This window comes from Marivita sp. (assembly GCF_051859345.1).
Lineage (GTDB): Bacteria > Pseudomonadota > Alphaproteobacteria > Rhodobacterales > Rhodobacteraceae > Marivita.
Window position 1 is genome coordinate 35,340 of the sequence record NZ_JBHYFV010000022.1, and the last position, 17,658, is coordinate 52,997.

A 17,658-nucleotide genomic window follows, 5' to 3' on the forward strand; every position below is an offset into this window, starting at 1 on the left:
CGCGTCGGCGATTGGGAAGACCCTACCGAGCGATGTCGATCACGTCACGTTCGGTCACAATCATGTCCAACGGCTGATCCGTCGGTTCGAGCGGCAGGTCGTTGTCTTCCTGCGCAGCGAAGGCGAAACCGATGGCGAGGGTCGGGCGCTGGGCGCGCAGCCTTTGCAGCGTGCGATCATAGAACCCGCCGCCATAGCCCAGTCTGCCACCGGTCCGGGAAAAAGCCACCAACGGCACGATCAGCACTTCGGGCGTGATCAATTGCTCGACCGCCGGGACCGAGGCACCGAAGGGTCCGTCGATCAGTGCGCAGTCCGGTTCCCATTGCGAAAAGACCAGCGGCTGTGCCTTGGCGCGGATCACCGGCACACAGACAAGCCCGTGTGCCGCAGCTTCGGCCATGGCGGGCAGGGGGTCTATTTCGGTGCGCATGGGCATGTAACCCGATAGCGGAACGCCACGATAGCCTGCCAGAACCTCGCTCAGATACCCCGCCGCGCCACGATGGCCCGCCTCATGGGCCAGTTTGCGCCGGGCAAAGGCGGCCTTGCGCGCCGCCGCCTTGCGCTCGTCCAGCGTCACAACAGCACCACAACGGCCAGACCGAGGAAGGCAAAGAAGCCCACCACATCGGTCACGGTTGTCACAAACGCCCCCGACGCCAGCGCCGGATCAACGCCCATCTTCTCAAGCACAATCGGAATGCCCGTGCCCGCCAGACCTGCGACAACAAGGTTGATGACCATGGCTGCTGCGATCACACCGCCAAGCGCCATCGACCCGAACCAGATATAACCGACGATTCCCATGATCACCGCAAACGCGATGCCGTTGATGGTGCCCACCAGCACCTCGCGCCGGATCACCCGCCAGACGTTCGATCCGGTCAAATCCTTGGTCGCCAGGGCGCGCACCGCAACGGTCAGCGATTGCGTCCCGGCATTGCCCCCCATGGAGGCCACGATCGGCATGAGCACCGCCAGCGCCACGATGGTTGCGATGGCGTCCTCGAACTGGGCAATCACGAGGCTGGCAAGGATCGAGGTGATCAGGTTCACCAACAGCCACGGGAAACGCCGCTTGGTGGTTTCGCGCACCCTGTCCGAAAGAGAGCTTTCGCTGTCCACACCGGCAAGACGCAGCACGTCTTCCTCGTGTTCCTCGTCCAGCACGGCCATCGCGTCGTCGATGGTGATGACCCCGACCAGACGTTCGTTTTCGTCGACCACGGGGGCCGAGATCAGGTGGTACTGGTTGAACGCATACGCCACGTCGCCTTCGTATTGCATGACCGGGATAACATGGAACGTGTCCGACACCAGCGATTGCAGCAGCACCTCGCGGCGCGACGCCATCAGCTTGCCCAGCGTCACGTTGCCGACCGGACGCAGGCGCGGATCGACAAGGATGATGTGATAGAACTGTTCCGGTAGATCATCGGAATTGCGCAGGTAATCAATCGCTTCACCGACATTCCAGTGCTCGGGGGCCATCACCACCTCGCGCTGCATCAGGCGGCCGGCAGAGTATTCCGGGAAGGTCAGCGATTGCTGTACCGCGACCCGGTCGCTGTCTTCCAGAACCTCGAGGATGGCGTCCTGCTGGCCTTGTTCAAGGTCTTCGAGAAGGTCAACCACGTCATCGCTGTCAAGCTCGCGGACCGCGTCGGCCAGAACTTCGGGCGAGAGGATGTTGATGACTTCTTCGCGGATCGATTCATCAAGTTCCGACAGGATGTCGCCGTCAAATTCCTTGCCGTAGAGCTTGATCAGACGCATCCGGTCGAACGCATTGACCTGCTCCAGAAGGTCCGCAATGTCCGCCGGGTGCAAAGGCTCCATCAGCGCGACAAGCTGATCCCGATCATCCAGATCGACGGCATAGAGAATTTGGGCAACAGCCTTGCGGCCTAGGCTGTAAGCGTCATCTGCGCCGTCTGCCTCGATGGTTTGATCTTCGCTCATCTTGCCCCTTGCTCCTTTGCCTGCGTCACCTTTACGCAATCGGCTCGGGATTCGACAGGGCAAGCGCGCAATTTACCAACACATGACGAAGAGATAGGTTCATCTGGTCCAGGTCAAAAAGGTCGCCGCATGTCAGACATCACACTTCATCTCGGCCAGACGCTCTGGTTCGAGGGCGATCCAATGGTCCTGGGGCCGCAAAGCGCCATCCACAATACACGGGGCGCGATTGCCGTGCAGGACGGGACCGTTCTGGCCCGCGGATCCGCTGACGATGTGCGGCGTGCCTATCCGCGCGCGGATGTCGAAGATCACGATGACGCGCTGATCCTGCCGGGCTTCATCGACGCGCATGTCCACTATCCGCAAACCGCCATGATCGCGAGCTGGGGCAAGCGGCTGATCGACTGGCTGAACGCATATACCTTCCCAGAAGAAATGCGGTTTGGTGATGCGGAGTATGCGCAAGATATCGCCGGACGGTATCTGGATATCGCTTTGGCGAACGGCACCACGACGATGTGCAGCTATTGCACCATCCACCCGGAAAGCGTGGACGCCTATTTCACAGCGGCAGCGGCGCGGGGAATGCGGATTCTGGGGGGCAAGACCTGCATGGACCGCAATGCGCCTGACGGTCTGCTGGACAGTGCGCAAAGCGCCTATGACGACAGCAAGGCGCTGCTGGAGGCATGGCACGGGCAGGGCAGGGCGTCCTACGTGATCACGCCGCGCTTTTCGCCGACGTCGACGCCGGAGCAGTTGTCGGCGCTGGGCGCGCTTTGGGCCGACCACCCGGATTGTCTGATGCAGACCCATCTGAGCGAACAGATCGACGAAATCACCTGGGTTCGCGGGCTGTATCCGCAGGCGCGCGATTACCTCGACACCTACGAGGCGCATGGTCTCTTGGGCGCAAACGGCCTTTACGGCCACGCCATCCATCTGGAACCCCGCGAACGCGACCGCCTGCGCGAGGTCGGCGCGGCGTTGATCCATTGCCCAACCTCCAACACCTTCATCGGGTCGGGGCTGTTCGACATGGCGGGGCTGGTGGGTGAGGGGCAGCGCGTCGGGTTGGCCACCGATACCGGCGGCGGGTCGTCGTTTTCGATGCTGCGCACGATGGCGGCGGCCTACGAGGTTTCGCAATTGCGCGGCGTGGCGCTGCATCCGTCGGCTTTGCTGTGGCTGGCGACCGAAGGCTCGGCCCGGTCCTTGGGACTCGCCGACCGCGTGGGGACGTTGGCACCGGGGGCGGAGGCGGATTTTATCACGCTGGATCTGGGATCAACACCTGCCATCGCGCAACGCAGCACCCGCGCAGCGGACATCTGGGAGGCGGTGTTCCCGACAATCATGATGGGCGATGACCGCGCCGTGTCGGGGGTTTGGGTGATGGGGGAGCGGTTGGGGTGACTGTCAGTCGAGCGGAGGAAGAGGTCTTTTGCAATATTGCAAAGGTCTTGATTCGGAAATCACAGGCTTCGCGCGAACCTTAGGTAGGCGACGAATAATCCCAACCCAAATAATACCACAACGAACAGGCGTTGAACCGCGGAAATCCATCTAGTGCCGGTATTTTTCTCTAATAATCGTTCAGAGAACCAGCGGGTTGTTTGCCTAAAACCCAGCATAGGAATACCTCCACAGCGCTACCCTCATTCCGACGATACAATGACCTGACTGCAGTTTCCACGACGACAATGGGTTCACAGCCGACATTCGAAGCAAGGTCAAATGTCATAAAAAAACCGCGCCCAGGATGATCCCGGCGCGGCTTTTCTTCACTGTCCGTGTGACCGGAAGACTTACTTGATCTTGCCTTCTTTGTACTCGACGTGCTTGCGCGCGACGGGGTCGTACTTCCGAACAGACATCTTTTCCGTCATCGTCCGCGCGTTTTTCTTGGTCACGTAAAAATGACCCGTTCCCGCAGACGAGTTCAGGCGGATTTTGATTGTGGTCGGCTTCGCCATGGGTCGTCTCCTGCATCGGGCAAGGACTGCCCGTGAATTCCAGTATGAAAGCTGCCTTCTACCCGTGCGCGCGACTGAGTCAACCCTTCACGCGGGGCTTGCGGGGCAAAAGGGTCACAAAAACGCGCGGAGGGCCTGTAAGCCGGATTCTGTCCCCCTCGGGTTTCCCCAAGGATGGATGACCATTCCTCTGGGACCGATGTTGCCACCGGCCTCGTGCTGCCAACCCGGGGATCTGGGCTGAAGCGACCCTGCCGACGCGCGGCGCGATCCCCCTATTCGGCATTGCTCCCGGTGGGGCTTGCCATGCGGGGACTGTTGCCAGCCCCCCGGTGGGCTCTTACCCCACCGTTTCACCCTTACCCCGACCGAAATCGGGGCGGTCTGTTCTCTGTGGCGCTTTCCGTCAGGTTGCCCTGCCCGGGCGTTACCCGGCACCATTGCTTCAGGGAGTCCGGACTTTCCTCCCCCGTTGCCAGGGGCGGCCATCCGGCCCTCCGCGCGAGATGTGGCCTAGGCCAAGTCCGACGCGCGGTCAATCGAAACCGCCCCATGCTTCTTTGGGCCTGAAATACCTCGGGAGTTTGAGGGCAGAGCCCTCAAGACGGTCCGTCGACGGACCGTCCACGATGCGTCGACGCATCGTGCCCCTAGCGTAGCACATAGGGCTGATGCATCCAGTCCCAGAGCGCGTCGTTGGTTTCGTCCGGGGTTTCCAGCGTCGGCAAATGCCCTGCGTCGTCAAGAACAACCAGCCGGGCATGGGGGATGAGTTCGGCCATGAAGGTGTGGCGTTTGATCGGGCACAACAGATCATGCGCGCCGCACAGCACCAGGGCGGGCTGATGGATCTTGCGCAGCGTCGCCTGTTGGTCCCGGCGGCGTTGAAGCGCGCGGGACTGGTTGACAAAGACGTCCGGTCCCAGTGTGTGGGCCATCTCCATCACCGTTTGCAGAACCTGCGGACGCCGGGGGCCGGGGGCGAGGTAGGCGGGCTTGAGTTCATCGCGCATCACCTCGGATAGCTTGCCCGACCGGACCTTGACGATCTGCGGCTCGCGGTTGGCGGCAACCTGGGGTGTCTCGGCCAGGCAGTTCGTGTCCATCAGCGCGATCCGCGTCACCCGATCCGGCGCGCGGCGCAGAATTTCCATTGCCACGATGCCGCCCATGCTCAACCCAGCCAATGCGAATTTCTGCGGCAGGGCGGTGATGAGGTTGGAGGCGATTTCCTCCATCCGCTGCCCTTTGGTGATGGGGGCGATCATGACGGGATGGGTTGCGGAGAACGCTCGGATCTGCGGTTCGAACAGTCGTGCATCGCACATCATGCCCGGAAGAAAGACAAGCGGTTCCGTCATCGACTACACCCGCCCAAAGGCGCGTTTCGCCCCTTCGGCCAGCGCGCACAGCTTGGCGCAGATGATGTCCGGACCGACAGCGCCGGGCACCAGCACCATGTCATCCGGGTCGTGGTCCTGTCCGTTTTCGCGTGCGACGTGGAACTCTACGGTCTTTTGCTTTCGAGGCCGCGATCCGACATGTGTGATCTTGATGCGCGTCATGCGCTTGGCCCCTCATCCTGCACAGGTTTGCGGGGACACTAACAAATCGTGCGACGGGTGCCAGATGCTTCGAAGCATCTGGGCACGCTTTTCAAAAAGCGTGGTTGCGCCTAGATCATCAGCGCCCGCGCCAATGTGTTCTGTCGCTCGACAGCGCGGGGCAGATCAATCGTCGTGACATGACCGTCCCGCACCACCTGCCGACCTTCGACAAACAGGTGTTTCACCCGTGTCGGCCCTGCCAGCAACAGCGCGGCGGGATCCCAGCTTCCGGCGCTTTCCACGCCGCTGACGTCCCAGATCGCGATGTCCGCGCGTTTGCCGACGGCGATCTGTCCGCAATCGGACCGGCCCAAAACCTCGGCACCGCCGCGCGTGGCAATGAAAAGCGCCTCGCGGGCGCTCATCGCATCTGCGCCGTTGACCACCCGCTGCAACAGCAAGACCTGTCGTGCCTCTGCCACAAGGTTTCCGGAATCATTGCTGGCGGACCCATCGACACCAAGCCCGACACGCACGCCCGCATCACGCATGGCGCGCACCGGCGCGATGCCCGATCCAAGGCGGCAGTTGGAACAGGGGCAATGTGCGACCCCGGTGCGGGATTTGGAAAAAAGATCAATCTCTTGCCCGTCCAGTTTGACGCAATGCGCGTGCCAGACATCGGGTCCCGTCCAGCCCAGGTCTTCGGCATATTGGCCGGGGCGGCAGCCGAATTTTTCGAGGCTGTAGGCGATGTCTTCGTCGTTTTCCGCCAGGTGGGTGTGCAACATCACCCCCTTGTCGCGCGCCAGGATCGCGGCGTCGCGCATCAAATCGCGGCTGACCGAGAATGGCGAGCAAGGGGCGACGCCCACCCGGACCATCGACCCGTCGCGCGGGTCGTGATGTGCGTCGATCACGCGGATGCAGTCTTCGAGGATATGCGCTTCGCGTTCGACCAGGGAATCGGGTGGCAACCCTCCGTCGCTTTCCCCGATGCTCATTGCGCCGCGGGTGGGGTGAAAGCGAAGACCGACCTCGTGTGCGGCCGCAATGGTGTCGTCAAGCCGTGCGCCGTTGGGATACAGGTACAAGTGATCCGACGTGAGCGTGCAGCCTGACAGCGCCAGTTCTGCCAGCCCGATCTGTGCCGAGACAAACATCTCTTCCGGTCCAAACCGCGACCAGATCGGGTAGAGCGTCTGAAGCCAGCCAAACAGCAGCGCGTCCTGACCGCCGGGAACCGCGCGGGTCAGCGTCTGGTAGAGGTGGTGGTGCGTGTTCACGAGACCCGGCGTGACAACGCAACCGGTTACATCCACAACCGTATCCGCGTCCGAAATGTCGGGGCCGACCGCGATAATCACACCATCCTCGATCATCACGTCGACACCGGACAATTCCCGCGCGTCGTTGTCCATCGTCAGCATGGCGGCTGCATTTTTAATGCGTGTTTTCATGGGCTTGCCTTCCGCTTGTGTCATGTCCTTTTCGGTGCAACCAAGGTCGGGACGACAGAAAAGGAGCGGAAGGACTCGACCAGACCGGAAAAGTCTAACGCGATTTCCCGGTGTTGTCAGCCTTTCAAAAGCGCAAGCGTCCGGGCATGCAGATCTGGCGTCGCTGCCGCGAGAATGGTGCCCCCTTCATGTGCAGGTCGCCCTTCCCAATCGGTGACAACGCCACCAGCGGACTGGATCACCGCAATCGGCGCCTGAACATCATAGGCGTTCAGCCCGGCTTCGATCACAAGGTCGATCTGTCCCGCCGCAAGCAGGGCGTAGGCATAGCAATCACAGCCATAGCGGGTCAGTTTGACCGCGCGCGCGACACGCTGAAACGCGGTGTGCTGGTCCTTGGTGCCGATCTCGGGGAAGGTTGAAAACAACGTGGCCTCGGACAGGGCGGTTGTGGATTTCGTGCCCAAGGGGGCATTGCGCCCCGGTCCGGTCCAGTGTGAGCGCCCCAGCCCACCCATGAAGCGTTCGCCCACATAGGGTTGGTCGATCATGCCCATGAAAGGTCCATTGGCATCGGACAATGCGATCAGGACGCCCCATGTCGGCGTGCCGCTGATAAAGGACCGTGTGCCGTCAATGGGATCCAGCACCCAGGTGAGGCCGCTGGTGCCGTCGACCGTGCCGTACTCTTCACCAAGGATGCCGTCATCTGGCCGCAGATCGGCCAGCACATCCCGCATCGCGGTCTCGGCGGCGCGGTCTGCGATGGTGACGGGATCGAACCCGGTGGTCAGCTTGTTGTCCGTGTCGAGATGTGCCGAGCGGAAATGCGGCAGAATGGCCGCCCCCGCTGCATCCGCCATGTGTTCGGCCACTGACCAGAGGTCAGCAGCCTGCGACGGTGTAAATTCTGCCATGAAACGCCTCCTGCAAGCAGCCCTCCATGGGCTACCTCAGGTGGCAGGTCGGCTCAAGCGACGTCTGACAGAACGCGGGCGAGTTCAAACAGGCGGCGACGCTGGTTTTCCGGAATCGAGTAGTACGAACGGATCAAATCCAGTGCTTCCTTGTCGCCCAGAAGGTCCGCAGGGATTGCTTCGGCCGCAGGAGTCGCCGTTTGCGCCTGCTGGCTTTCTTCGATGCCTTCAAAGAAAAACGCCACCGGAACATCCAGCGCGTCTGAAATATCCCAAAGGCGGGACGCGCTGACGCGGTTTGCACCGGTTTCATATTTCTGGATTTGCTGGAATTTGATTCCGACTTTTTCTGCCAGCTGTTGCTGGGTCATACCGACAAGCCACCGGCGATGCCGAACCCGCTTGCCTACATGTACGTCAACAGGATGTGCCATCTTTCTCCCTTTCACCAGACGTAATTTTCGTCTTTTTCTGTCGGATAAAAAGCACTCTAGACGCGGCAGTTTAACCGAAGCCTAATCAGAACAACCTATCCGATTATTGATGCCGGGACGCTATAGCATGACAGGTATGAGGGCAAGAAAATTGGGCCAGTTACTCATCAAATGGTTAACAAAACCTGATCAAGTGAGGTTGAACGCAATTTTATGACCGTCATCGGCAATGCAGGATCGTGACAGTTGTGGCTGTGTAAGTCAAAGTAAGTCCATGGAATTTTAGAACAGGAGCCTGCAATGAAGGCGTTTCAGGTCCAAAGTTACAGTGCCGCACCGGAAATAATGGATGTGGTGGTCCCCGATCCTGCCGCAGGAGAGATTCGCGTCCGAATCCATGCCTGTGGTCTCAACTTTGCCGACCTTTTGATGGTCAAAGGCACCTATCAGGACACTCCCGAGCTGCCATTTGTGCTTGGCATGGAGGTGTCCGGTACGGTGGATGCCCTTGGAGAGGGTGTGACGAGCGTGTCCGTCGGTGACCGAGTCGCGGTGTTTGGCGGGCAGGGTGGTCTGGCGGAGTTCGGCTGTTTTGACGCCCGCCGTGCTGTGCAGGTACCCGATGGCATGTCGATGGTGGACGCGGCGGCGTTTCAGATCGCCTATGGCACCAGCCATCTTGCGCTGGACCATCGGGCGCGGCTGCAACCGGGGGAGACGCTTCTGGTTCTGGGGGCTGCGGGTGGTGTCGGACTGACGGCGGTCGAGATTGGCAAATTGATGGGCGCGCGTGTGGTGGCCTGCGCACGCGGCGCTGCCAAGCTCGCGGCGGCCAAGGCTGCTGGCGCGGACCATCTGATTGATGCCGAGACACAGGACATCCGCGCCGAGATGAAAGCGCTCGGAGGTGCGGATGTTGTTTATGATCCGGTTGGCGGGGATCAATTCGAGGCTGCGTTCCGATCCTGCAAGCCCGAAGCGCGCGTTTTGCCCATTGGTTTTGCCAGCGGGCAGGTTCCCCAGATCAAGGCCAACCATCTGCTGGTGAAAAACATTTCGGTACAGGGTGTATACTGGGGTGGGTATCTTCGGTTTCGTCCCGACGTCGTCACCAAAAGTCTTGCCACCTTGATGGGATGGTACAGCGCAGGCAAACTGACACCACATGTCAGTCACACCTTTGCGCTTGATGCCGTGGCGGACGGACTAGAGCTTTTGCGCAGCCGCGCATCGACCGGAAAAGTCGTGATCCGAATCACCGACGACGGTTAATCGGTCCCGGTCATTCTGCGGCAGAACGCAGATCCACGCCGGAAATGGCTGCAAATTCGCGCCGGAGCAGATCGCACAGCGGTTCGATGATCTGTGGACGGGCCGTGCCGCGATAAAGTGCCACGGATTGATAGCCCAGATCGGGCAGGTCCGCATTGTGGGGAATCGCTTCGAATTGCGGTGGTTCATGCCCTTCAAGCACGGATGTGATCGCAAGATCGGCGCTGACGGCCACTTCGATGGCCCGGTCGCTGTCTGACGACAGCACCAGATCCCAGGCCGCGCCATCTTTCTCGAGCTTGCTCAGCGCAACAGGACGGAACGAACAATGATTGCAGAAAGCTACGGGCAGGGGGCTGACCTTCCAGGCCTGCCCACCGGGCGCGCCGTACCACCGGAGGGGGACTTTCATCAGAACCTCTGCGGCACCGTCGGGATGGGTTTCCGTGGTCAGGATGACATCAACCTCGCCGCGCGCAAAACGTTCTTTCAGATCGCTTGAGTAGGAACTGTGAAGCTGCACCTTTACACGCGGGAAATCGCGCTGCATTGCCTTCATCAGGTTGGGAATGGCCGGATAAATGATGTCATGCGGCACACCAAGCACGATTTCGCCTTCCCACACGGTGTTGGTCAGCTTGCCGTAGACTTCATCATTCAGATCGACGATCCGACGGGCATAGGTCAGCAATTGCTCTCCGGCCGAGGTCAGGGCGACGCCCCGCCCTTGCCGGTCCAGCAAGGTCAGATCAAGACTTTCCTCAAGCCGTTTGATCTGCATCGACACCGCCGATTGCGTCAGGTTCAGAAACGACGCAGCCCGCGTCACACCGCCCGCATCGGCGACGGCAATGAACGATCTGAGCGTGGTGATGTCCAAGTTACGCATGTATCACAATCCATGATGAATCAGTTCATAAACATTCGTTTCACAAATGATCATAGCACCCGCATATACATCAGGCAATACGATGGTTTCACGGGAAAGCATCACAGATGTGAAAGGAAACGACATGTTGAGCCTGATGGATACCTTTTTCGGCCGACTCTCCACGACACCGTCGCGCGGAACCGCGCTTGACCGCCTGAATGCCGCGATGGCACTGCACCGCAGCCGCATGCAATTGGCCGCGCTCGACCAGCATCTGCTTGAGGATATCGGAATCGACCGGACCACCGCCGCGCAAGAAGCCGCGCGCCCGGTCTGGGACGCTCCGTCAAGCTGGAGGCAGTGATTTTGTCTGCCGGTGACGATCAGTTGTCCGAAAAATGCAAATCGCATGCATTTTTCGGCACTTCTGGTGCCTGACGACGCTTGAAATGTATGCCCAGACACCCGATATTCACTTCATCTGTCCCCGCAGGTGCGGGTGACGCCTAGATTTATTTCGGAGGGATAAATGGCTGAGTATAACACAATCCGGACGTCCGGCGTTGCTGGCGCCAGAACCGCCCAGATTGATGAGGGTCTGCGCGCGCATATGAACAAGGTGTATGCAACCATGTCGATTGGCATGTTGCTGACCTTTGCTGCGGCTTGGGCCATATCCGGCTTGGCCGTGACAACCGACCCGTCGCAGGCAGTGGCCCAGATCGGGACGGACAAGTATCTGACATCGCTGGGTCAGGCGCTTTACATGTCGCCGCTGAAATGGCTGGTGATGTTTGCACCGCTGATTTTCGTCTTCGGCTTCTCGGCCGGGATCAACCGCATGTCCGCAGCGACTGCGCAGACAGTTTTCTACGTCTTCGCCGCCGTGATGGGCGTGTCGATCAGTTCGATCTTCCTGGTGTTCACCGGCTATTCGATCATCCAGGTGTTCCTGATCACCGCCATCTCTTTCGCGGGCCTGTCGATTTGGGGGTACACTACCAAGAAAGACATTTCCGGTTGGGGCAGCTTCCTGATCATGGGTGTTATCGGCCTGATCGTGGCGTCGATCGTGAACATCTTCTGGCCGATGCCCGGCCTTGCCTTTGCAATCTCGATCCTGGGTGTGCTGATCTTTGCGGGTCTTACCGCCTATGACACGCAGTCGATCAAGAACGAGTACCTTCAGCATGCGCAGCACGGCGATGCAGAGTGGATGGGCAAGTCGGCGATCATGGGCGCGCTGCGCCTCTACCTCGACTTCATCAACATGTTCATGTTCCTGCTGCAACTGCTTGGCAATCGGGAATAAGACATCCCGTCATCGAACGCGAAAGGCCGGTCATCTGACCGGCCTTTTTTGTTTCCGCGCTTGTTGTTTCGGGCCTAGACCCCGACCTCCGGACCAAGGCACATCATCGGTTCATCATTCTGCTGCGCCTCGTACAGCGTGGTCGCGTTTGGATCGTTCTCGAAAATGGCCCGCAGCCCATTGGCTTCCTTGAAGAAGGACCAGCATTGCGGAGTCGGATTGTCCTCGTAGACAAAGCAGATCATGCCCTGATCCTCGTACCACACCCCGTCCTTGCATTTTCCGTCCAGGAACGACCAGCGCACGCGGCGGTCGTCGAGATATTCCTCGACCCCGTAGGCCTGCCCGTTCTGACCGAAATAGAGCGTCTTGCCGGTGACGTAGTTTTCGAACTGTGTACCGTTCAACGGCTCTGCGGCCAGAACTGGCCCGGCCAGCACAGCGGCGATGGCGGCATATGCGAAATAGTGTTTCATGCCCCAAAGCCTAGCCAACACAGCGCCCCGGCACAAATGACATCGGCGTAAGATTTCCTAAAAACGCGCCCTGTTCCCCATAGACGCCAACGCTTCGGCGCAGGGGCCGTGTTGAAGGTCGTTTTCAGGCTCGTTTCGCCGGTGCGTCCGTGCAAGTTTGCCGCCAGACGCGAACAAAGGACGATCCCGATGGCATTGGACGAACGCAAGGGTGTGTGGAAATCCGGACGCGGCAAAGGCCGCAAGACGCCCAAGGGCCGTCAGTACACCGACGAGGCGATGGCCGATGTTCAGGCGTTGTTGGGCGACCAACCTCGCCGCCGCGACCTGCTGATCGAATTCCTGCACCTCATTCAGGATGCCCATGGCCACCTGAGCGCCGATCATCTGCGCGCGCTGGCCGAAGAAATGCGTCTGAGCATGGCCGAGGTGTATGAGGTCGCCACTTTCTACGCCCATTTCGATGTGGTGAAAGAAGGCGAGACTCCGCCGCCCGCATTGACCATCCGGGTGTGCGATTCGCTCTCCTGTGAACTGGCGGGGGCGCAGGCGTTGCAACAGGCACTTGAGGATGGGCTTGACCCGGCAGAGGTCCGCGTCGTCCGCGCGCCCTGCATGGGCCGTTGCGACACCGCCCCGGTGCTCGAGCTGGGTCACAACCATATCGACAACGCCACACCCGAAAGGGTGAAAGCGGCCATCGCGGCGGGCGACACCCATACGCATATTCCCGATTATCAGGATCTGAACGCCTATCTGAAGACAGGCGGTTATTCCGCGCTGATCGACCTGCGCGCCAATGGCAATTGGGAAGCGGTGCAGGACACCATGTTGGAATCAGGCCTGCGCGGCCTTGGCGGGGCGGGATTCCCATCCGGCAAGAAATGGGGCTTTGTGCGCGCCAATACCGGCCCGCGTTACCTTGCGGTGAACGGGGACGAGGGCGAACCGGGCACGTTCAAGGACCGCTTCTACCTAGAACGCGTGCCGCATCTTTTCCTGGAAGGCATGTTGATCGCCGCCTGGGCGGTCGAGGCGGAAACCTGCTTCATCTACATGCGTGACGAATATCCCGCCGTGCTGACCATCCTGCGCCGCGAGATTGCCGCGCTTGAGGCGACTGGCATGGTCGCGCCGGGTTATATCGATCTGCGCCGTGGAGCAGGCGCCTATATCTGCGGCGAAGAATCCGCGATGATTGAAAGCATCGAAGGCAAGCGCGGCATCCCGCGCCATCGTCCGCCTTTCGTGGCGCAAGTGGGCGTCTTCGACCGTCCGACCCTCGTTCATAACGTTGAAACCCTCTACTGGGTTGCCCGCGTCTGCCGCGAAGGCCCGGAATGTCTGAACACCACCGAAAAGAACGGGCGCAAGGGGCTGCGGTCCTATTCCGTGTCGGGGCGCGTCGCCAATCCGGGGGTGTACCTGCTGCCAGCGGGCAGCACGATCACCGACATCATCGACGCTGCGGGCGGCATGGCCAAGGGGCACAGCTTCAAGGCGTATCAACCCGGTGGACCGTCCTCGGGCATCCTGCCCGCCACGATGAACGACATTCCGCTGGATTTCGACACGTTGCAACCGCACGGGTCGTTCATCGGCTCTGCGGCGGTGGTCGTGTTGTCCGACAAGGACCGTGTCCGCGATGCCGCGCTCAACATGCTGCGTTTCTTCGAGGACGAGTCCTGCGGTCAATGTACACCGTGCCGGGTGGGCTGCGAAAAGGCGGTCAAGCTGATGCAGGCCGATCATTGGAACCAGCCGCTGCTCGAGGAACTGTGTCAGGCAATGGGCGACGCGTCGATCTGCGGGCTGGGGCAGGCGGCCCCGAACCCGATCCGCCTGACGATCAAGCACTTCCCGGACGAGGTCTGAGCCTTCCATCTTGCCCTGAGAAGGACTAGGTGAAGGGCGATGACCCTGTAACGGACGGCCCCTCATGTCCTTTTTCGGCAAGCTGAAATCGAAGCTCTTCAAATCCTCGTCCAAGCTCGACGAAGGGTTGGATGCCATCGTTGCGGATGGCGGCGAGGAAACGCCGACCCCCGACGCGCCCCCGCCCAACGACCCGACGCCGCCGTCAGAACCCGATCCGCAAACGCCTCCGCCTGACGTGCCTGCGCCCGAGACACCGGAGGAGGTGCCAGAGCCGGACCTTCCTGAGCCGGACCTTCCTGAGCCGGACATTCCCGAACCGGATACCCCGCGCGAGGTGCCGCAGCCTGATCTGCCCGAACCGGAATCGCCGCAGGAGGTGCCACAGCCGGACCTGCCCGGACAGGATACACCGCCAAGCCCCGGCCCGGACATGCCCGCGCCGGAACCAACCCCGGTCAGCCCGCCGGCACCGCCACAAGGTGTTCCGCAGCCCAGCGACCCGGTCCCGACACCGCCCCGCGAAACGCAGCCTGCGGCACCGATTGAAATCCCGGTGAAGTCGATGACGCTCACCGACACCGCACCAACGACTGAAGCTGCCAAGCCGGGCTTCCTTGGTCGCCTGCTTGGCCGGTCCACCGCGCCCACGGAAATCCGGCGCGAGCTTGACGACGACATGCTCGAACAGCTTGAAGAGCTGCTGATCCAGGCCGATATGGGCGTCGACACATCGCTGCGCGTCACCGCCAACATCGCCGAAGGCCGCTATGGCAAGAAACTCAGCGTGCGCGAGATCAAGGAGCTTTTGGCAAGCGAGATCGCCCGCATCATGGAACCGGTCGCGCGCCCGCTGCCGCTGTATCCGACGAAACCGCAGGTGGTGCTGGTGGTCGGGGTCAACGGATCGGGAAAGACCACAACCATCGGCAAGCTGGCCAGCCAGTTTCGCGCGGCGGGCAAGAATGTGGTCATCGCCGCCGGTGATACGTTCCGCGCGGCGGCTGTCGAACAGCTTCAGGTCTGGGGTGATCGCGCCGGGGTGCCGGTCCTGACCGCGCCCGAAGGGTCCGATCCCGCCAGCCTTGCGTTCGATGCGATGACCAAGGCGCAGGCGGATGGGGCGGATCTTTTGATGATCGACACCGCGGGCCGGTTGCAGAACCGTGCCGATTTGATGGAAGAGCTGGCCAAGATCGTGCGGGTGATCCGCAAGAAAGATCCGGACGCACCACACAACACGATCCTCGTGCTCGACGCGACGACGGGCCAGAACGCGCTGTCCCAGGTCAAGACGTTTCAGGAACTGGCCGATGTGTCCGGCCTCGTGATGACCAAGCTTGACGGCACCGCCAAGGGGGGTGTCCTGGTGGCTTTGGCTGACAAGTTCGGTTTGCCGATTCACGCGATTGGTGTGGGCGAACAGATCGACGATCTACAGGCGTTCGATCCTGAAGAATTCGCCGCTGCGCTGACAGGCTTGTCAGCCTAGTGTGTGCCCATCAGTTTTTCCAATTTTCGCAACAGCAGCAAAACGAAGATGACAACCCCGGTTGCCATCGCCGCCAGCGCGAGCTGACCCGCACCGCAGCCCAGACCCACAGCACCCGCCAGCCAGAGCGATGTGCCCGTGGTCACGTTCTGGACTTTGCCGTTCGATGTGAAGATGAGACCGGCCGCCAGGAACGCGACACCCGCCGTCACGGCTTCGATCATGCGCAGCGGGTCGACCCGTTTGGCCTCGCCGCCGAAATCCAGCGCGGCAAGTTCCTGGCCCAGGATCACGAACAGGCAGGCCGCGACGGATACGAGAATATGCGTCCGCAATCCCGCCGGCTTTTCCCGCCGTTCCCGCTCGGCCCCGATGAGCGCGGCCAGAACCACGGCGCTGATGATGCGCACGAATGCCACCCCGGCGGGGACTTCGGAAAACGTGGTGGTCAGGTCGTCAAGCAGGAATTCCATACGGTCCTCGTTCCAGGATTTAAAGGCTCAACGACCGGCTTCGAGGCATGGTTCCGCCAATGAGCGCCTGGCTTGTTTCGATCGAGGGCACGGCGGCCGGTCAACAGCTTGCCCTGTGGCTTGCGCTTCTGGCGGCGCTTTTGCACGCCATCTTCGGGGCGTTGCAGAAGGGGCGGCATGATCCGTGGATGTCGCGCGGGGCCATTGATGCGAGCTATTGCCTGATGGCGGCGCCGTTTGCGCTTTTCGTGGTGCCTTGGCCCGAGCCGCATATGTGGGTGATCTTCCTGGGCGCGTTTGTCATCCATCTTGGCTACAAGCTCTTGCAGGCGCAGGCCTATTCCAAGGGCGCCTACACGGTCGTCTACCCGGTGGTGCGCGGCACTGGTCCGCTATTTGCGGTCATCGGCGCGTATCTGATTTTTGGCGAGGTCTTCTCGGGTACGCAATGGTTCGGGCTTGGCGTGCTCTTGTCGGGGATTTTCGGGCTGGCGGTCTACAATCTGATTTTCCTTGTGGCCGAACGCAACACGCTGCCCGTGGCGTTGATGCTGGCGATCGCGACGGGGCTTTTCGTGGCGCTTTACACCACCTACGACGCCTATGGTATTCGCGCCACCGCCGATCCGTTCACCTTTCTGGCGTGGTTCTTCATGATCGACGGTCTCGTGATGCCTGTCCTTTCGACGCTGCGCTATCGCAGTATGGTTCACAAACCGGAACTGGGGTCGCTCGCTATCAGAGGTGTGATCGGCGGGCTGGTGGCTTTCTTCAGTTTTGGCTCCATCATGGTTGCCACACGGCTTGACCAGGTCGGAGAGGCGGCGGTTCTGCGCGAAACCTCGACGGTCTTTGCCGCCATCATCGGCTGGGTGTTTCTCAAGGAAACTGTTGGTCCGCGCAGGATTGCGCTTATGGCCCTGATCGCGCTAGGGGCTGTCATCGTGGAAATCGGAGGCTGAGCCTTGGCACAACGTGATATCCCGCAATGGGTGAAATCGGCACTGGAACTGGGTCCGGTGCTTGGCTTTTTCGTCGCCTATCTCTGGCTCAAGGACGAGGTGTTTCCCATCGGCGGCACCGACTATGACGGGTTCGTCGTGGTCACGGCGCTGTTCATCCCGGTGATCCTTGCCTCTATGGGGATACTCTGGTGGCTGACCGGGCATATCAGCCGGATGCAGATTGTCACTGCCGTGCTGGTGGTGGTGTTTGGCGGGCTGACGGTCTGGCTCAATGATGATCGGTTCATCAAGATGAAACCGACGATGGTCTATTCCCTGTTGGGCGGCGTCCTTGCCATTGGTCTGTTGCGCGGGCAAAGTTACCTGCGCGTGGTCATGGGGGAGCTGCTGCCGATGGAGCAGGAGGGCTGGATGATCCTGACCAAGCGCATGACCGGTTTCTTCTTCCTGCTCGCCATCTCGAACGAGATCGTGTGGCGCACACAAACGACTGAAATCTGGGTCTATTTCGAAACCTTTGTCCTGACCGGAGCGACGTTTGTGTTCTTCATCGCGCAGGCCGGGCTGATCCAGAAATACAGCACTGCCGAAGAAGACTAGGCACCACACGGCCCCGGCCT

Annotated in this window: 19 protein-coding genes and 1 other RNA gene; 8 read left to right on the top strand and 12 right to left on the bottom strand. The window is 60.8% G+C overall.

What is annotated here, in order from left to right:
• Window positions 1–22: 22 nt before the first annotated feature.
• Together ACTIEN_RS14285 and mgtE are read right to left on the bottom strand one after the other, a co-directional pair.
• A complete protein-coding gene (locus ACTIEN_RS14285; protein ID WP_439523822.1) occupies window positions 23–583 on the bottom strand; it encodes a 5-formyltetrahydrofolate cyclo-ligase in 561 nt (186 codons plus the stop codon).
• Window positions 580–1,965 (bottom strand): magnesium transporter, encoded by a 1,386-nt coding sequence (gene mgtE / locus ACTIEN_RS14290; RefSeq protein WP_439523823.1) that lies wholly within the window; start codon window positions 1,963–1,965, stop codon window positions 580–582. The genes ACTIEN_RS14285 and mgtE overlap by 4 nt, the downstream gene beginning before the upstream one ends.
• A 129-nt stretch (window positions 1,966–2,094) precedes the next feature.
• Here mgtE and guaD point away from each other — a divergent pair, with 129 nt between their 5' ends.
• Window positions 2,095–3,384: a guanine deaminase gene (gene guaD / locus ACTIEN_RS14295; RefSeq protein ID WP_439523824.1), complete on the top strand. Its 1,290-nt coding sequence runs from the start codon at window positions 2,095–2,097 to the stop codon at window positions 3,382–3,384.
• A gap of 392 nt (window positions 3,385–3,776) precedes the next feature.
• On the opposite strand, the gene rpmG is transcribed toward guaD, so the two are convergent.
• The 7 genes from rpmG to ACTIEN_RS14330 form a co-directional block, all read right to left on the bottom strand.
• Window positions 3,777–3,944, bottom strand: a complete 168-nt coding sequence (gene rpmG, locus ACTIEN_RS14300) for a 50S ribosomal protein L33 (protein WP_028958297.1) — start codon at window positions 3,942–3,944, stop codon at window positions 3,777–3,779.
• A gap of 122 nt (window positions 3,945–4,066) precedes the next feature.
• An RNA gene (rnpB, locus tag ACTIEN_RS14305) (RNase P RNA component class A) lies at window positions 4,067–4,445 on the bottom strand.
• 149 nt (window positions 4,446–4,594) lie between these two features.
• Window positions 4,595–5,305, bottom strand: a complete 711-nt coding sequence (locus tag ACTIEN_RS14310) for an alpha/beta fold hydrolase (protein WP_439523825.1) — start codon at window positions 5,303–5,305, stop codon at window positions 4,595–4,597.
• Between the two features lie 3 nt (window positions 5,306–5,308).
• Window positions 5,309–5,509, bottom strand: a complete 201-nt coding sequence (locus ACTIEN_RS14315) for a hypothetical protein (RefSeq protein ID WP_439523826.1) — start codon at window positions 5,507–5,509, stop codon at window positions 5,309–5,311.
• A gap of 110 nt (window positions 5,510–5,619) precedes the next feature.
• Window positions 5,620–6,951, bottom strand: coding sequence for an 8-oxoguanine deaminase (locus ACTIEN_RS14320; RefSeq protein WP_439523827.1), 1,332 nt, complete (start codon window positions 6,949–6,951; stop codon window positions 5,620–5,622).
• A 116-nt stretch (window positions 6,952–7,067) separates the two neighbouring features.
• Window positions 7,068–7,868: a histidinol-phosphatase gene (hisN, locus tag ACTIEN_RS14325; RefSeq protein WP_439523828.1), complete on the bottom strand. Its 801-nt coding sequence runs from the start codon at window positions 7,866–7,868 to the stop codon at window positions 7,068–7,070.
• A 53-nt stretch (window positions 7,869–7,921) separates the two neighbouring features.
• Window positions 7,922–8,302: a helix-turn-helix domain-containing protein gene (locus tag ACTIEN_RS14330; RefSeq protein WP_439523829.1), complete on the bottom strand. Its 381-nt coding sequence runs from the start codon at window positions 8,300–8,302 to the stop codon at window positions 7,922–7,924.
• Window positions 8,303–8,602: 300 nt separating this feature from the next.
• Between ACTIEN_RS14330 and ACTIEN_RS14335 the strand changes: the two genes are divergently transcribed.
• On the top strand, window positions 8,603–9,574 hold the full coding sequence (locus ACTIEN_RS14335) for an NADPH:quinone oxidoreductase family protein (RefSeq protein ID WP_439523830.1): 972 nt from the start codon (window positions 8,603–8,605) through the stop codon (window positions 9,572–9,574).
• Between the two features lie 10 nt (window positions 9,575–9,584).
• Here ACTIEN_RS14335 and ACTIEN_RS14340 read toward each other — a convergent pair whose 3' ends face one another.
• A complete protein-coding gene (locus ACTIEN_RS14340) occupies window positions 9,585–10,463 on the bottom strand; it encodes a LysR family transcriptional regulator (protein ID WP_439523831.1) in 879 nt (292 codons plus the stop codon).
• 124 nt (window positions 10,464–10,587) lie between these two features.
• Between ACTIEN_RS14340 and ACTIEN_RS14345 the strand changes: the two genes are divergently transcribed.
• Together ACTIEN_RS14345 and ACTIEN_RS14350 are read left to right on the top strand one after the other, a co-directional pair.
• A complete protein-coding gene (locus ACTIEN_RS14345; RefSeq protein WP_439523832.1) occupies window positions 10,588–10,809 on the top strand; it encodes a DUF1127 domain-containing protein in 222 nt (73 codons plus the stop codon).
• Window positions 10,810–10,974: 165 nt separating this feature from the next.
• Window positions 10,975–11,757, top strand: coding sequence for a Bax inhibitor-1/YccA family protein (locus ACTIEN_RS14350; RefSeq protein WP_439523833.1), 783 nt, complete (start codon window positions 10,975–10,977; stop codon window positions 11,755–11,757).
• 74 nt (window positions 11,758–11,831) lie between these two features.
• On the opposite strand, the gene ACTIEN_RS14355 is transcribed toward ACTIEN_RS14350, so the two are convergent.
• On the bottom strand, window positions 11,832–12,233 hold the full coding sequence (locus ACTIEN_RS14355; protein ID WP_439523834.1) for a hypothetical protein: 402 nt from the start codon (window positions 12,231–12,233) through the stop codon (window positions 11,832–11,834).
• Between the two features lie 189 nt (window positions 12,234–12,422).
• Between ACTIEN_RS14355 and ACTIEN_RS14360 the strand changes: the two genes are divergently transcribed.
• Window positions 12,423–14,108 (top strand): NAD(P)H-dependent oxidoreductase subunit E, encoded by a 1,686-nt coding sequence (locus tag ACTIEN_RS14360; protein WP_439523835.1) that lies wholly within the window; start codon window positions 12,423–12,425, stop codon window positions 14,106–14,108.
• Window positions 14,109–14,172: 64 nt separating this feature from the next.
• A complete protein-coding gene (gene ftsY, locus ACTIEN_RS14365; RefSeq protein WP_439523836.1) occupies window positions 14,173–15,600 on the top strand; it encodes a signal recognition particle-docking protein FtsY in 1,428 nt (475 codons plus the stop codon).
• Here the strand turns inward: ftsY and ACTIEN_RS14370 are convergent.
• Window positions 15,597–16,073 carry an MgtC/SapB family protein gene (locus ACTIEN_RS14370; RefSeq protein WP_439523837.1) on the bottom strand — a complete coding sequence of 159 codons (477 nt, stop codon included), beginning with the start codon at window positions 16,071–16,073 and terminating at the stop codon, window positions 15,597–15,599. The two genes, ftsY and ACTIEN_RS14370, sit on opposite strands and share 4 nt — an antisense overlap.
• Before the next feature lie 59 nt (window positions 16,074–16,132).
• On the opposite strand from ACTIEN_RS14370, the gene ACTIEN_RS14375 reads away from it, so the two are divergent.
• Window positions 16,133–17,035: an EamA family transporter gene (locus ACTIEN_RS14375; RefSeq protein WP_439523838.1), complete on the top strand. Its 903-nt coding sequence runs from the start codon at window positions 16,133–16,135 to the stop codon at window positions 17,033–17,035.
• 3 nt (window positions 17,036–17,038) lie between these two features.
• Entirely contained in the window at window positions 17,039–17,638 is a 600-nt protein-coding gene (locus ACTIEN_RS14380) for an inner membrane-spanning protein YciB (RefSeq protein ID WP_439523839.1), read from the top strand.
• Window positions 17,639–17,658 lie beyond the last annotated feature (20 nt).